Source organism: Massilibacteroides sp., assembly GCF_028705895.1.
Taxonomy (GTDB): Bacteria; Bacteroidota; Bacteroidia; order Bacteroidales; family Tannerellaceae; genus Massilibacteroides.
The window spans coordinates 15,133-30,221 of record NZ_JAQWCQ010000002.1; the positions used below are offsets into that span (position 1 = coordinate 15,133).

A 15,089-nucleotide genomic window follows, 5' to 3' on the forward strand; every position below is an offset into this window, starting at 1 on the left:
TAGTTAACCTGATATTGAAAAATACAATGGAAAAATACATTTTAGCCTTTGATGCGGGAACGACGAGTTCAAGAGCGATTGTCTTTGATCGAAAAGGTAAAATATGCTCAGTTGCTCAAAAAGAATTTACTCAGTATTTTCCGCAAAGCGGTTGGGTAGAGCATGACCCGCGTGAAATATGGTCTTCCCAGGCGGCTGTAGCAGCAGAAGCCATCACTAAAATAGGAATAAACGGTTTGAATATTGCCGGTATTGGTATTACTAATCAGCGGGAAACGACGATTGTTTGGGATAAAGAGACCGGTGAACCTGTGTATAATGCAATCGTATGGCAAGATAGACGAACATCCGAATATTGCGATAACCTGAAGAACGATGGTTTAATTCAGTTTATTAAAGACAAAACCGGACTGATCATTGATGCTTATTTTAGTGCTACCAAGATCAAGTGGATTTTAGATAATGTTGAAGGTGCTCGCGCAAAAGCTGAAGCGGGAAAATTGGCATTCGGAACAGTCGATACCTGGTTGGTCTGGCAGTTAACCCGAGGTGAAGTGCATATAACGGATGTATCGAATGCTTCACGTACGATGTTATACAATATTCATACGATGGAATGGGATGACGAGCTGTTGAAACTCTTCAATATTCCTAAAGCAATCTTACCTAAGGTTTGCGAATCAAGTGAGATATACGGACACACGAAGACTACTATTTTTGCTACCAAAGTGCCCATTTCGGGGATAGCCGGAGATCAGCAGGCTGCTCTTTTCGGGCAGATGTGTGTGGAGCCGGGTATGGTGAAAAATACCTATGGTACCGGTTGTTTTATATTAATGAATACGGGCGATAAGACGGTGACTTCCAAAAATAACCTGATAACAACCGTTGCCTGGAAACTGAACGGACAGGTGAATTATGCGTTGGAAGGTAGCATCTTTGTCGGAGGGGCTATTGTGCAATGGTTACGTGACGGGTTGAATATTATTCAATCGTCTGCAGAAGTAGAAAAATTAGCTCTTACAGTAAAAGACAATGGCGGAGTTTATTTTGTACCGGCATTGACCGGACTTGGTGCTCCTTATTGGGATCAATATGCAAGAGGTACAATTGTAGGTATTTCGCGGGGCACAACTGCGGGGCATATTGCCCGTGCAGCGTTGGAAGGTATTGCTTATCAAACCATGGATGTAATCAATGCGATGATTCTTGATGCCGGAGTAGGCTTGAAGGAACTTCGTGTAGATGGTGGTGCGGCAATGAATAATTTGTTAATGCAATTTCAGGCTGATGTGTTGGGGCAGACGGTTATTCGTCCGCAAACGACAGAAACAACAGCGTTAGGAGCTGCCTATCTGGCTGGTCTGGCTGTTGGATTCTGGGAAAGTCTTGATGAAATAAAAGCACAATGGCATGTTGATGTGAAGTTTGAACCGGATACAAAAATGGATATGCATCTGGCAAAAAAACAATGGAACGAGGCTGTGCATCGTTCACAATCCTGGATTAAATAACCCTAAATATTATTTTATCGCATGGGACAAGATTTATTATTCGAATTTATCGGCACGGCTATATTGATTTTGCTGGGAGATGGGGTCGTTGCTAATGTTATTCTGAAGGGAACAAAGGGGCATAACTCCGGCTGGATTGTTATATCCATTGCCTGGGGACTGGCTGTTTTTGTTGCAGCGTTTATCTCAGCTCCTTATTCAGGAGCACATCTGAATCCTGCTTTAACTGTGGGACTTGCGGCTGCCGGGCTGTTTCAAGGCAATGTGATTGGCTATATCGTTGCTCAGATACTCGGAGGGGTTTTGGGCGCCTGCTTGGTTTATCTGTTTTATAAACCACATTTTGATGTGGAAGAAGACAGTACTACGAAATTGGGTGTTTTCTGTACAATACCTGCTATCCGTAACTATACCTATAATTTTATAAGTGAAGTGATCGGAACGTTTCTACTTGTTTTTGGAATATTGTATGTGGCAGGGGCGGAAATATCCGGTCCTTATCCTGTGGCGCTGCTGATCGTGGCGATTGGTATGTCGTTAGGTGGAACTACCGGCTATGCTATCAACCCTGCTCGTGATCTCGGACCGCGTATAGCTCACGCTATACTTCCGATTAAAGGAAAGCGAGACAGCGACTGGGCTTATTCCTGGGTTCCTATATTAGGCCCTTTTACCGGAGCCTTATTGGCTTCCGGACTATTTTTGATTCTGAATTGATCTCATAAAAAATATCCTCAAAGCGTTTCTTAATTACTTTGAAGATATTTCTTTTATGAAAAAGAATAACAAAGGTTCTATTCTTTTATGACCTTTGTCCGTTGTTCATTCCGGTAACTCGGTATTGTTCTTAGTTCCTTGAGATATTCGATCATGCTCTCTGCTGTTGTCCTGAAAAGCGACTTTCCCGGATCTTTATGATCGAAGCGATAGGCAGCAGACATGTAGCTATTCATTGCAACCAAATAGGTCTTGTTCATATCCAATGGCTCTCCCGATTCAGTAAAGAATTCAATCTCTTTTATCGAACCATCCGGATTTAATGTATATACCGATTGGATACCAGAAGGACACATGGGCGATTTAACATCCGATTTGAATGCTGAAATGTGCAGAGATTTGAGTTCCTCTCCTGTGAGATTAAATAATGTAATTTCATTACCGAACGGATCCATTTTGTAAACATCCATTACTGTGACATTGCCTTTGTCTAAATAACCTATACGTATTCCGCCCGGATTAATTAACGCAATATCTGCATTTGTTTTAGAACGTAAGGCATCTACCATCAGATAGCCCACTTTATCAGGTGAAGAAAAATCGTCTTCGGCGACAGCGACGGTGACGTTTAATGATGGGTTGTCGTTGTATTTATCTACCATGCTACGTATGTCTGCACGTTCATTCCCTTTTTTGTTGATAGGGAGCAATTCCATGCTGCGTCCAATCACCTGTTTATCTTTTATTGTCAACTTGATGAGCGAGATATATCTTAATTTACTCCCGGATTGCGTAATTAATATATTATTGATGTATTTTTCGTCTTTAACCGTCGTGTGTGTATGTCCTCCGATGATGAGGTCAATTGATCCCTGAGGTGCTTGTTCTGCCAATTTAACATCCCCTTCGAAGCCTACGTGACTTAATAAGATCAACGCATCACAATTGTTCTTTTTTGCCAGATCATAATAATCAGGGCAGATATTTTCCGGACGCTGGAACTGTAATCCCTCCAAATGCATCGGGTGGGAGTCGGGGATGCCCCCGCTATTGATGGATAAGAGACTGAATATCGCTAATTTGACCCCGTTATCCATAGATATAATATGATAAGGCTTTATTTTTATTCCGCTTGCCTCGTAATTGCTGACGTTGGCACAGAGATAAGGAAAGTGAGATTGTTCAGTTAAAAAAGCAAATCCTTTTTGTCCCGCGTCAAACTCATGATTTCCCACCGCTGTCACGTCAAATTTCAGGGCATTCATAAGTTCTATCATGGGTAATCCCTTGGGACTATATTGATCATTTGCCGGATTGCCGGTCTGATTATCTCCCGCAGAAAAAAGTAACAGATCCGGATAGATAGCCCGTAAACTATCCACCATAAAGCCAAAACGAGGGAAATTATCTATATTGGCATGGATATCATTAACCGCAAGTATTTCTACTGTTTGATTTTCACTCTCTTTGGCAACTGTTTTTTTGCTTGTCTTACAACTGCCAAAGGCAATAGCCAGACCAATAAATAAAAGAATTTTACTTTTCATCCTCGTTTTCTTTAATAAATAACCTATCTCCCTCTGAAAGTCTGCCGTCCGCATCAAGACCATTACCGAATGCATCTTCCACGATTGGGAATTCTGACGTAGTTTTCTTTGTTTTTAAACTATAATACAGCCGTATAGCATCAGCAACCTTTGCTCCATTAAAAATTTCAATCTCTTTTTTGTTTACAATCACTTTCATCTTCAAATTGTATAATTATTTGGGACGGTAATAATACTAAAATTATGCTACTTATTTGTGTCATTGTAAACGAAATTTTGCGAATAGTATTACGCGAAAAATATAAAGGATATAATTGAAAAAATATCCTTTATATTCTTTTCTAAAATACATCATTGATTATCAGTTTATTACAAGAGTTGTTTTCGGGGATCAGTCCGAAACCCCGGTTGTTATTACACTTGGATTATGTCGTTTTTAATGGGATTACCTCGATAAGGTAAAACGAATCATGGACAGCAAATATAAAAAAGCAAAATAAAAAACAAAATAATAGCAAAATTTGTCATTTTCAGACAAATTGTCGTCGGCTTCAATAGCGTTGTTTTAACGCGCTTTATTAAACAAAATGACAATATATGTACCCGAAAAACAAACACTGAAAAACCGCACTTAAAACGTACGATACGGCATGCCCGTTTTTTTTGAATTATCAAAATTGAACAAAAAAAGGCAATGGATAAAATCTCCCTATTCTTTTTGGAAAAAGATTCTATTCTTTTTTTGAATATAAAGGATATTTTTCAGAAAATATCCTTTATATTTTCTGAAAAAAACGGGCTGTTTTAGTCTAAATACAATATTTATTGGTCTAAAACGATGCTATAAATCAAAAAACAAGGATGGACATTTTTTCACGCGTAAGTAAAAGGCTGGAAAAAGTAGCTATTTGTCAAAATAAAACACAAGAAACCAAAACTATTCGATTGATTTTAATGTGTTGTAAATCAAGAATATGAACGATATTGATTTTGTTGGAAGCCTCTGCTCAGCGTAGTCTCTAAACCAATGTCATAAACTTAAGCTATACAGTTTGGTTTTAAGGATGAAAGCCTGCTATAGATCAGGCCTTTTTGCGGATAGTATATAACAAAAAAAGCAACCGATAATCGATTGCTTTTCTTGATAGTTGCGGAGGCAAGACTCGAACTTACGACCTTTGGGTTATGAGCCCAACGAGCTACCACTGCTCCACTCCGCGATTTAGTTGCTGTCACCTCTGTGATTGCGAGTGCAAAGGTAAGGAATATTCTGAATGAAACAAATTAAATGCAAGTTTTTTTTAATCTTCTTGGAAGATACAATCTTTTTTGAGTACTTTGCGCACATATTCAATCAAATTGTGCAGTATAATGCCGATGACAGTTTCTAAGACACGAGATATGCTTGTTGATGTGGCCAGGCAATTATTTGCAAGGTCAGGAGTGGACAATACAACTATGAATGATATTGCACAAGCCTCGCGTAAAGGAAGACGAACCCTTTATACTTATTTTAAAAGCAAAAATGAAATATATCTGGCCGTTGTCGAATCCGAATTGGATAGACTACATAAGATGTTGCTTGAGGTAGCAGCAAAAGAATTGCCGGCTGATGAGAAACTATTGTCTTTTATTTATGCAAGGTTGGATGCTGTAAAGGCTATTGTTTTTAGAAATGGGACATTACGCGCAACTTTTTTCAGGGACATCTGGCGTGTGGAAAAAGTAAGAAAAAGTTTTGACCTGCGTGAGATTGAAATAATCAAAAGTATTCTTGCCGATGGTGTGAAGGAAGGTGTTTTCAGTATGCCCGATGTAGATATTACAGCCCTTGTACTACATCATGCATTGAAAGGACTTGAAGTTCCTTATATACGTGGGCGGATGGGGGATACGATATCACAGAGAATTAAGAGACGAGATAACGTGATGAATTTAATATTCAACGGAATAAGGATTAAGTAAAGATATTAGGATGTTTATTAACGCAACTGGGTATTATGTGCCTGAAGAGAGGGTACACAATCAACACTTCCTTAATTTAAATGGCTTAACAAGTGAGTGGATTGAACAAAGAACGGGGATAATGACCCGTTCGAAGGCGAGAGAGGATGAGAATATTAATACGATGGGATTAGAGGCGATCAGAAATGCGATCCCGAATTTACCTTATGATATAAAAGAGGTGGATTTGATTATTTCTGCGTCGTATTCTCCTTATGATACAGTAGCGACCGGTGCGCATGTGTCTCAACGAGAATTTTCTATTGAAAATGCTAAGGCGCTGTATCTTTCCTCAGCCTGTTCTTCTTTTGTTAATGCGCTTGAAGTGGTGGAAGGATATTTTGCTATGGGGAAAGCCTCAAAAGCATTGATTGTTTCTGCAGATAAAAATTCTGCTTATTATAATGAGACAGACCCCAAAGCGGGGCACCTATGGGGAGATGCAGCAGTGGCTTTCTTTATTTCAAAAGAACGTCAGGCTGAGAATGAACCTCAGATTGTAGAGGTTTATACCGAAGGTCTTGGGCATATAAGTAAAGGCCCTGAAGGAGTACAGCTTCGCCCGAGAGATGGTGGTATCATGATGCCGGAAGGGAAAGATGTGTTTATTCAGGCTTGTACGTATATGCCGAAAAATGCACTTCGATTGCTGGAAAACAATGGCTATTCATTAGATGACCTGACTTATTTGATCGGTCATCAGGCGAATATGCGTATTATGGCTAATATCGCAAAGCAGTTGAACCTGCCGGAAGAAAAGGTATTACATAATATAGAAGAATTGGGTAATACCGGTTCGGTTAGTTGTGCTTTGGTTTATGCGCAGAATACGGATAAGTATAAATCCGGAGATATAATCTGCCTGACCGTATTCGGTGGGGGATATTCGGCCGGAGCTTGTTTGATTAAATGTTGAACAATTTAATAATAAAATTATGAAGTTACTGGAAGGAAAAGTGGCCTTAGTTACCGGAGCTGCTCGTGGTATTGGTAAGGCGATTGCGCTAAAATTTGCCTCGGAAGGAGCGAATGTTGCATTTACCGATTTGAATATCGATGAAAACGGTCTGGCTACCCAGAAAGAAATAGAAGCCTTTGGTGTAAAAGCAAAAGGTTACGCTTCTAATGCCGCTAATTTTGAAGATGCCCACAATGTTGTTGCTGAAATAGTGAAAGATTTTGGTCGTGTAGATATTCTGGTGAATAATGCGGGTATTACGCGTGATGGTTTGATGATGCGTATGACTGAACAACAATGGGATATGGTTATTAATGTAAACCTGAAATCTGCCTTTAATTTTGTTCATGCGCTTACTCCGGTTATGATGAAACAAAGAACAGGTAGCATTATTAATATGGCTTCTGTTGTAGGTGTTTCAGGGAATGCCGGACAAAGTAATTATTCTGCATCCAAGGCTGGTATGATAGGATTGGCAAAGAGTGTGGCAAAGGAGCTTGGCTCACGTGGAATCCGCGCGAATGCGATTGCTCCGGGTTTTATTATTACGGACATGACTGCCGTTCTTTCGGAAGAAGTGAAAGCTGAATGGGCTAAACAAATTCCTTTACGTCGTGGCGGTACGCCGGAGGATGTGGCAAATACTGCTTTGTATTTAGCTTCTGATCTTTCTTCTTATGTGACCGGACAGGTTATCCATGTTTGCGGAGGAATGAATACATAATATGGAAGTTATCTACGAAGACAATCATCTGATCGCTGTAAATAAAACCTGTAGCGAGATTGTTCAAGGAGATAAAACAGGTGATACTCCTCTTTCAGACATGCTTAAAGTGTGGCTGAAAGAGAAGTATTGCAAACCCGGAAATGTTTATGTCGGGGTTACTCATCGTTTGGACCGCCCGGTAAGCGGTCTTGTTTTATTTGCCAAAACGAGCAAGGCGCTGCCTCGTCTGAATGAGATGTTTCGGAACGGTGAAATCAGGAAGACTTATTGGGCTATTGTAAAAAAACGTCCGCCGAAGGAAGAGGGTGAACTTGTTCATTGGTTGGTTCGAAATGAGAAACAGAACAAGAGTTATGCTTACGATACCGAAAAACCGGACGCTAAAAAAGCAATTCTGCATTATAAACTTATTGCTGCTTCGGATAACTATTATTTGCTTGAAGTTGATTTGAAGACAGGACGTCATCACCAGATACGCTGTCAGTTGGCAAAGATAGGATGTCCGATTAAGGGCGATTTGAAATATGGCGCGGATCGCTCAAATAAAGATGGAGGTATCAGTCTGCATTCACGTAGTGCGGAGTTTATTCATCCCGTGTCTAAACAGCCTGTTAAAATTGTCGCTTCTGTGCCCGATGATAATTTATGGCATAGTATCACTGCCGGACTTTGATCCGGCTTTTTTTATTTCCATTTCTGTCTCCATTTGTGCTTTTGATTTACTCTTCGTTACAAAATAAACTCCGGAAAAGACGAGCACAACGGCAAGTGATTTTACTAATCCGAAAGTATCCATACCCCAAAGAATGGCTACTGTAGAAGCGACTATCGGTTGCATGTAATTGTACATAATCGCCACCGTAGGACGCAACAGGCGTTGCCCGATCGGAACAAGAAAATAGGGGATAAATGTCCCGCCTACAACAACATATATTATGCCCCAATAAATAGTGGGAGACAAACTTGTAAAGTCGATAGCTGTTATATGATCGTAAGAAAACGGGATACAGCAGATCGAGGCGTACATAAACATCCATTTCATCAGCGTAACAGGAGAATAGCGGCTGATCAGCCCTTTGAACAAAACAAAATAAATTGAATAACTGAATTGAGCCATAAAACAAAGTAAATCTCCCCAGATATTTCCTGCACTACCCGCTATTGCCTGATTACTGCTTAAAATGAGGAGTAAAGCACCTGATGCCCCAATAAATAGTCCGGAAATCTTCATTCCTGTGATGGGTTCTTTCAGATAAAGTGCTGCAATTATCATGGTGATGATCGGACTTGTAGTTGTTATAATCGTTGCATTAATAGGAGAGGTGAGTGATACACCCATTACGTACGAGCCTTGGTTGAATACGATGGCGAGTAAGGCTGCAAAAAAGAGCCGTACCATATCCTGAGAGCTTACTTCTTCCTTTTTTGTAAAACAAGACGCAATCCAAAATAGAGTAGCGGCACCTACTAAGCGAAATGTTGTGAGCGATATGGCATCCACCAATTCAGAAGATAAAACACTTTTGGATATTGGTGCCATTAATCCCCAAAGGATATTTGCACCCAACATAGCCAGATGTCCCTTATAATTTGCTGTTTTCATTTTGTTTCAATCATTTGTTTTGTTTTTCTATTAAACCGGGACCAGAGAACAAGTCCTAATACCGTTAGACTAATTGGGAATCCGCACCAAATGCCTAAAGCCCCCCAATCCATCACAAAACCACAGAAATAACCTATTGGCAAAGCTATCCCGAAATGACAAACAAAGGCTGAATACGCGAGGAATTTTACATCTGCAATACCTCTCAATGCATTGGCAAATAATATCTGTAATCCGTCTCCAATCTGATATAGAATGACCGGAAAGGCTAACAATGCTACCATCTTAACCACATCCTCATTGTCAGTGAACAGGTATCCCATAAAATTACGGCATATGAAGATGATAAGCATAACCATACAGGCAAATAACATCATAATATGCAATCCCGCGAAGGCCGAACGACGTATGTTTAGTGGATCATTCTGTCCTCTGCACATACTTACCCGAATGGCTACGGCTGCACCTATTCCGTAGTAAACCATAAAACCGATCGTTGTGACTACTCCGACAATCTGATGTGCTGCCAGGGCAATACTGCCTATCCATCCCATCATAAGTACGCTTAAACTGAATGAGGCGCTCTCAACTCCCATTTGTACTCCAACCGGAAAACCCATCCGGAAAAGTAAACCTTGTGATTCCCGATTGATAAATGCCTCTCTGAATCCGTTGCGGAATGTTCTGTATTTCGGATGAAAGAAGAATAAGAAACAGAATATAGCGAGCATTAATACACGCGAAACCAACGTTGCTACGCCTGCTCCATTCAATCCCATCTCCGGACACCCGAACTTTCCATAGATGAAAAGATAATTCCCGATTATATTCACCACATTAGCTCCAAGCATAATCCACATTGGAGTTAACGTATCCCCCATACCATCGTTGAATTGTTTGAAACCGTTAAACAACATCACAAAAGGAATGGAAATAAGTTGCAATAGAAAATAAGGTATAATCAGAGGGATTAATTCTTCAGGCTGATTAAGGTTGTGTATGTTTAATAAAAGAATTGTCATGGCAATAACCAACCCAATGCTGATAAGAAAATTGCTGAACAGGCTGTTCTTTAAAGTGGCTCCTGCCGAGTGAAGTTCTTTTTGAGCTGTCAATTGGCTGATAATGGGAGTCAACCCATAGGAAAATCCCATTCCGAAAATAGAGGCTAACGTAAAGAAATTATTAACGAATGAAGCAGCGGCTAACTCTTCCATACTATGATGACCAACCATAATATTATCGGCAAATCCGACAATGATAATACCCAACTGCCCCAGCATAATAGGAATGCCGAGTCTTATTATTTGTTTATAATGACTCTTATACGTTGAAAGTTTGGACATGAAGTTTGCAGCAACCTCCGTATTCGTTATTTTTTGACTATCGTTACGGATTTAATCTTGATATTTTTAAGCGGTCTGTCTTTTTCGTTAGTTGGGACAAACTGAATTTTGTCAACCACCTTCATTCCGCTTACTACCTCCCCGAAAACAGTATATTTATTATCTAAATGAGGCGCACCGCCTAAATGCATATAAGCATCACGTTCTTCCGGCGTCAGTTTGATGTTTTTTTCTTTTTCCATCTTGTTTAACTCCATTTCTGTGAAGAATTTTCCTGTCACAATATAAAACTGAGTCGCCGAAGAAGCTCTTTCGGGGTTTTCTTCATCGCCTGTGCGCGCAGCGCCCAAAGCTCCCCATTTATGGAAATATTGAGGATAAACGATTTCAGCAGGTACAGTATAACCTAAATCCCCACTTCCAAGTTCTTTATCCATTGGAGCATCTTTAGAAGTAACATCTCCTGCCTGAATCATAAATTGCTTGATCACCCGGTGAAAGAGTAACCCGTCATACGTCTTCTCGTTGATGTGTTTAATGAAATTATCGCGGTGTTGAGGCGTTTCATTATAAAGTTTCACCTTTATTTTCCCCATATCAGTGTCAATAAGAACAAGCGTTTCTGTTTCCTGAGCCTGTAGGGTGAAAACACTACTTAATATAGCTGCAACAAAGAGGGAGAACAAGGCTTTCATATATTGGACTTTATTTGTTGTATAGTGCAAAAATACAAAATAAATGGTATTTTTCTCTTACAAACGAGTTAAATCAGGTCAGACAGGAATTTGTGTTGATTTTATGTTTGATAGTATATGCTTCTTATAAGGGCTTGTTATGCAAGTTATAGACTTTTTTTATAGATTTGTAGAATCTTTATATTGATATAATACAAATTGGAAATGAAGAATTTAATAATAGCGGTAAGTTTATTGATTTCACTACCTCTTTTCTCGCAGACAAAAGTGGTGAAAAGAAATGCGCTGAAAAGTAATAATTTTGGAATAACTTACTCGTTGCCGAAAACTTCGCTGATCGTAAATGCTGAAGTGAAGAAATATACATGTAAGGCCGGACCCTATTATAAGTATGCTGAAAAGTATCTGGGAGTAAAAGATATTGTTACAGAAGATAAGGTGTACTATGAATTACTTAAGGTCTCTCTTTTTAATAAAGGAATTCCGGATTCTGACCAGACGTATATTGTAGAATTTAAATCAGGGACAGTCGCTCCTTATGCCTATCTTACTGAAGAAGGTCTGTTGTGTTCCATTAATGCGGAATATACTCCTCAGGAATCCGAATTGGAAATTGCTAAAAAGAATAAGAAACAACCGGTAAAGGTTGCAGATGCTTCTGTTTATTCCGAAGAACTTCTGATGGCAGGGTCTGTGGCTAAGCAGGCGGAAGTGGCGGCAAAACAGATTTATAGGATCCGTGAAAGTCGTCTGAATATCCTGACCGGTGATGCGGACAATCTTCCTCCTGATGGAGAAGCCATGAAATTGGTCATACAGCAATTAGAAGAACAGGAAAAAGCTTTGACGAATCTATTTACAGGAATTGTTGTTGAAGAAGTTTCTGATTACGATGTAACCATTATACCGAATGATGATTTAGACAAAGAGGTGATTTTCCGTTTTTCTTCACTTTTGGGTATTGTAGATGCGGATGATTTGGGTGGTACTCCTGTTTATCTGAACCTGAAAGCAACGGAACGAGCTCCGGTGTTGGATGAAAAAGAGGCTGCTCGCAAAGCTAAATCAATGAAAGGGATTATTTATAACCTTCCGGGAAAAGCCAATGTAGAGATAACTATGAATAAAAGAACCTTATATAAAGGTGAAGTTCAGATAACCCAGTTCGGGACGCAAGAAGGACTTGCTCCGGTAATGTTTGAAGATAAAAAGTCTCCTGTGAAAGTTTATTTCTACCCGGAAACCGGTGCGATAAAGCAGATAATTCAATAAGTATAAACTATAATACCTAAAAAACAATGTTAAAAAATCATCCTAAAGGATTGTTAGCCGCCTCTCTGTCAAATATGGGGGAGCGCTTTGGCTTTTACGTAATGATGGCTATTCTCTTGTTGTTCCTGAATAACAAATTCGGATTTGAAGGATCCACAGGTTCTCTTATCTATTCGTTTTTCTATGCCGGTATTTATCTGTTAGCTTTAGTGGGAGGCTTAATCGCTGATAAAACGAAGAAATACAAAGGAACAATACTCGTAGGATTGATTTTAATGACATTGGGGTATGTAATTCTTGCAATTCCTACAGAGACTCCGATTCCTGCTGAAAGATATAATCTGATATTAGGTGTAACTTGTTTAGGATTATTTGCTATTGCTTTTGGTAATGGTTTGTTTAAGGGAAACCTTCAGGCTGTAGTCGGTCAGTTATACGATGACCCGAAATATTCCGATAAACGCGAAACCGGTTTCCAGATATTCTATATGTTTATTAATGTCGGAGCGATGTTTGCTCCGCTTATGGCTGTGGGATTAAGAAACTGGTGGGTTAAAAGTAACGGATTTGATTTTAATGCTGACCTTCCTGCCCTATGTAATCAATATGTTAGTGGAACTATCTCTCCGCAGGCAATGGATCGTTTGACTGAATTAGCGGCTACTGTAGGCGGAAATACATCAGATATTGCGGCTTTTGCGCATGAATACCTGAATGTGTTTTTAACAGGATACCATTATTCTTTTGGTTTAGCTATTGCTGCTATGTTGATTTCTTTGGTTGTCTTTATTATTAGTAAGAACGGTTTGCCTGATCCTGCAATGAAAGCTGTTCAGAAAACAGGAAGTCAGACTGAAGAAGTAAAAATGGATGCGGCAGAAGTTAAACAGCGTTTATATGCATTGTTTGCGGTTTTTGCAGTAGTTATATTTTTCTGGTTTTCATTTCACCAAAACGGCCAAACGCTGACTTTGTTTGCGAACGATTTTACCAAGCTGTTAAAACTTGATCTTGGATTTACCTCTTTGGAAGGAGCTGAAGTGTTCCAGACTTTTAATCCATTCTTCGTCGTATTCCTGACCCCTATTGTTATCGCTTTCTTTGGATGGATGAAGGCAAAAGGTATCGAAATGTCAACACCGAAGAAAATTGCTGTTGGTATGGGTATAGCAGCATTAGCATTTGCCGTTATGACAATCGGTTCTTTAGGCCTTCCTACAGATGCCGAAAGAATCGCTGCCGGTGGCTTGAATGATGCTGCGCGTGTAACGCCATTTCTGTTAATCGGAACTTATCTGATTCTTACCATTGCTGAACTCTTCATCAGTCCGCTGGGAATAGCCTTTGTATCCAAAGTAGCGCCTCCGCACTTACAGGGTATTATGCAAGGATGTTGGCTTGGTGCAACAGCTTTGGGTAATCAGTTGTTATTCATTGGCGTAATCTTGTATCAGAGTATTCCTATCTGGGCAACCTGGTCTGTTTTTGTCGTAGCTTGTCTTGTGTCTATGTTCACCATGTTAGCCATGTTGAAATGGTTGGAAAGAGTGGCAAAATAGAGACCGCATAAAATAACAAAAAAGGAGATGTTTCACTTGAGACATCTCCTTTTTTGTTATTGTCCGATTAATCGCTTATGCTTTCAGTTTAACGATAAACACAATTAGATCATCCTTCTCTTCGGGGAAAGACTTACTAACCTCTGCTCCGGATTTACAGTAATAATAATGTTGATTATAATTGTCCATCGCATAGAGGTGCTTGATAGTACCCGTTCCATAATAATTATCATCAAAACCATCAGTCAATTGCCATACTTTATTCGTATAAGTATCATAGCAAAACAGGTAATTCTGCAAAGGTTCAGGATTGTGTTCTGTCATGGCCAACCAGAAGCGGCTCCCCATTCGCATCGGATACATCGTTATGCAATCTGGATTTTTGAGAGCATAATGATGCCGTAAGTATAATGTGTCACTCAATAAATATTCCGGAGATAGCGGTGGGTTATACAAGTATATGTCCCCTGTGTCTTTATTAATGCAAAGCTCCGCATTCTGACAAGTCGTTATAGATTTCTCCCGTCCCATATCAGCAGATACAATTCTCTTTCTTTCTAATTCAGTAAAAGAAGTATCATATTTTACGGCTGACACTTCCATCTTTATTTGATTGGTGTCGGAGTTATACGTAACAGACTCCTCAGCCGTCCATATTTGTTCGCCGCGCATTGTCATCGAATAGACCCGATCGCCGGACAGGTTGTTTTTAAGTTTCTTGGTTTCCACTAATTCACCGCTGAAGGTGTAATAATGAATATCATTATCGTTGCCAAAAGCGATAAGTTCTTGTTTTCGTTTGTCAATTATGTAACCACCTACTTTAATCTCTTCCGGATTTGTGATGGCATTCATAAATTCACCTTTCCTGTTAAAACGATAGATTGTTTCATTGCAGACAAGGAAGAGATTATCCCCTTCTTGTCGTATATGCTTGGCATTACGGATATTGTATTCTTTACTTTTTTGGAGAGGGATAGCAATCACTTCTTCTGCTATATCGGATAGATTTCCGGATAACAAACACGCATTTACTACGTTTGAGGTAAAAAACTCATATCCTTGTTTACCGTAAAGTACAACCAGGAAAAGGAAGAGGAAAACGAATGTTTTTTTCATTTCTAATTAGTTTTCTATCACTATAAAA

14 protein-coding genes and 1 tRNA gene are annotated in these 15,089 nt (G+C 39.5%); 8 read left to right on the top strand and 7 right to left on the bottom strand.

The genetic code is table 11. From position 1 onward, the window contains the following. Positions 1-26 precede the first annotated feature (26 nt). Together glpK and PHT93_RS00745 are read left to right on the top strand one after the other, a co-directional pair. Positions 27-1,514, top strand: a complete 1,488-nt coding sequence (gene glpK / locus PHT93_RS00740; protein ID WP_300238274.1) for a glycerol kinase GlpK — start codon at positions 27-29, stop codon at positions 1,512-1,514. Positions 1,515-1,535: 21 nt separating this feature from the next. Then, positions 1,536-2,231, top strand: a complete 696-nt coding sequence (locus PHT93_RS00745; RefSeq protein ID WP_300238276.1) for an MIP/aquaporin family protein — start codon at positions 1,536-1,538, stop codon at positions 2,229-2,231. Between the two features lie 77 nt (positions 2,232-2,308). Here the strand turns inward: PHT93_RS00745 and PHT93_RS00750 are convergent, their stop codons facing one another. From PHT93_RS00750 to PHT93_RS00760, 3 genes are all read right to left on the bottom strand, one after another. Continuing rightward, the gene (locus PHT93_RS00750) at positions 2,309-3,778 is read right to left on the bottom strand and encodes a bifunctional UDP-sugar hydrolase/5'-nucleotidase (protein WP_300238277.1); all 1,470 of its coding nucleotides are present in this window, start codon (positions 3,776-3,778) and stop codon (positions 2,309-2,311) included. Continuing rightward, on the bottom strand, positions 3,768-3,977 hold the full coding sequence (locus tag PHT93_RS00755) for a hypothetical protein (protein ID WP_300238279.1): 210 nt from the start codon (positions 3,975-3,977) through the stop codon (positions 3,768-3,770). Before PHT93_RS00755 ends, PHT93_RS00750 begins: the two co-directional genes overlap by 11 nt. 949 nt (positions 3,978-4,926) lie before the next feature. After that, positions 4,927-4,998: transfer RNA gene (locus tag PHT93_RS00760), tRNA-Met, on the bottom strand. A 151-nt stretch (positions 4,999-5,149) separates the two neighbouring features. Between PHT93_RS00760 and PHT93_RS00765 the strand changes: the two genes are divergently transcribed. Genes PHT93_RS00765 through PHT93_RS00780 form a run of 4 tightly spaced genes read left to right on the top strand, consistent with a single transcriptional unit; the run spans position 5,150 to position 8,140 of the window. Beyond that, on the top strand, positions 5,150-5,743 hold the full coding sequence (locus PHT93_RS00765; protein WP_300238282.1) for a TetR/AcrR family transcriptional regulator: 594 nt from the start codon (positions 5,150-5,152) through the stop codon (positions 5,741-5,743). Between the two features lie 10 nt (positions 5,744-5,753). Then, positions 5,754-6,698, top strand: coding sequence for a ketoacyl-ACP synthase III (locus PHT93_RS00770; protein WP_300238285.1), 945 nt, complete (start codon positions 5,754-5,756; stop codon positions 6,696-6,698). 19 nt (positions 6,699-6,717) lie between these two features. Beyond that, positions 6,718-7,464, top strand: coding sequence for a 3-oxoacyl-[acyl-carrier-protein] reductase (fabG, locus tag PHT93_RS00775; RefSeq protein ID WP_300238287.1), 747 nt, complete (start codon positions 6,718-6,720; stop codon positions 7,462-7,464). 1 nt (position 7,465) lies between these two features. Continuing rightward, a complete protein-coding gene (locus tag PHT93_RS00780) occupies positions 7,466-8,140 on the top strand; it encodes an RNA pseudouridine synthase (RefSeq protein WP_300238289.1) in 675 nt (224 codons plus the stop codon). On the opposite strand, the gene PHT93_RS00785 is transcribed toward PHT93_RS00780, so the two are convergent. Genes PHT93_RS00785 through PHT93_RS00795 form a run of 3 tightly spaced genes read right to left on the bottom strand, consistent with a single transcriptional unit; the run spans position 8,111 to position 11,111 of the window. Continuing rightward, positions 8,111-9,070, bottom strand: a complete 960-nt coding sequence (locus PHT93_RS00785) for a DMT family transporter (RefSeq protein ID WP_300238292.1) — start codon at positions 9,068-9,070, stop codon at positions 8,111-8,113. The two genes, PHT93_RS00780 and PHT93_RS00785, sit on opposite strands and share 30 nt — an antisense overlap. Continuing rightward, positions 9,067-10,416 (bottom strand): MATE family efflux transporter, encoded by a 1,350-nt coding sequence (locus PHT93_RS00790; protein ID WP_300238294.1) that lies wholly within the window; start codon positions 10,414-10,416, stop codon positions 9,067-9,069. Before PHT93_RS00790 ends, PHT93_RS00785 begins: the two co-directional genes overlap by 4 nt. A 26-nt stretch (positions 10,417-10,442) precedes the next feature. Continuing rightward, complete coding sequence (locus tag PHT93_RS00795) at positions 10,443-11,111, bottom strand: peptidylprolyl isomerase (protein WP_300238296.1); 669 nt, start codon at positions 11,109-11,111, stop codon at positions 10,443-10,445. A 204-nt stretch (positions 11,112-11,315) separates the two neighbouring features. On the opposite strand from PHT93_RS00795, the gene PHT93_RS00800 reads away from it, so the two are divergent. Both PHT93_RS00800 and PHT93_RS00805 read left to right on the top strand, forming a co-directional pair. Continuing rightward, positions 11,316-12,383, top strand: a complete 1,068-nt coding sequence (locus PHT93_RS00800) for a DUF4831 family protein (RefSeq protein WP_300238298.1) — start codon at positions 11,316-11,318, stop codon at positions 12,381-12,383. A 26-nt stretch (positions 12,384-12,409) separates the two neighbouring features. Continuing rightward, positions 12,410-13,942 (top strand): peptide MFS transporter, encoded by a 1,533-nt coding sequence (locus tag PHT93_RS00805; RefSeq protein ID WP_300238301.1) that lies wholly within the window; start codon positions 12,410-12,412, stop codon positions 13,940-13,942. Positions 13,943-14,017: 75 nt separating this feature from the next. Here PHT93_RS00805 and PHT93_RS00810 read toward each other — a convergent pair whose 3' ends face one another. After that, complete coding sequence (locus PHT93_RS00810; RefSeq protein WP_300238304.1) at positions 14,018-15,061, bottom strand: 6-bladed beta-propeller; 1,044 nt, start codon at positions 15,059-15,061, stop codon at positions 14,018-14,020. Positions 15,062-15,089: the final 28 nt, after the last annotated feature.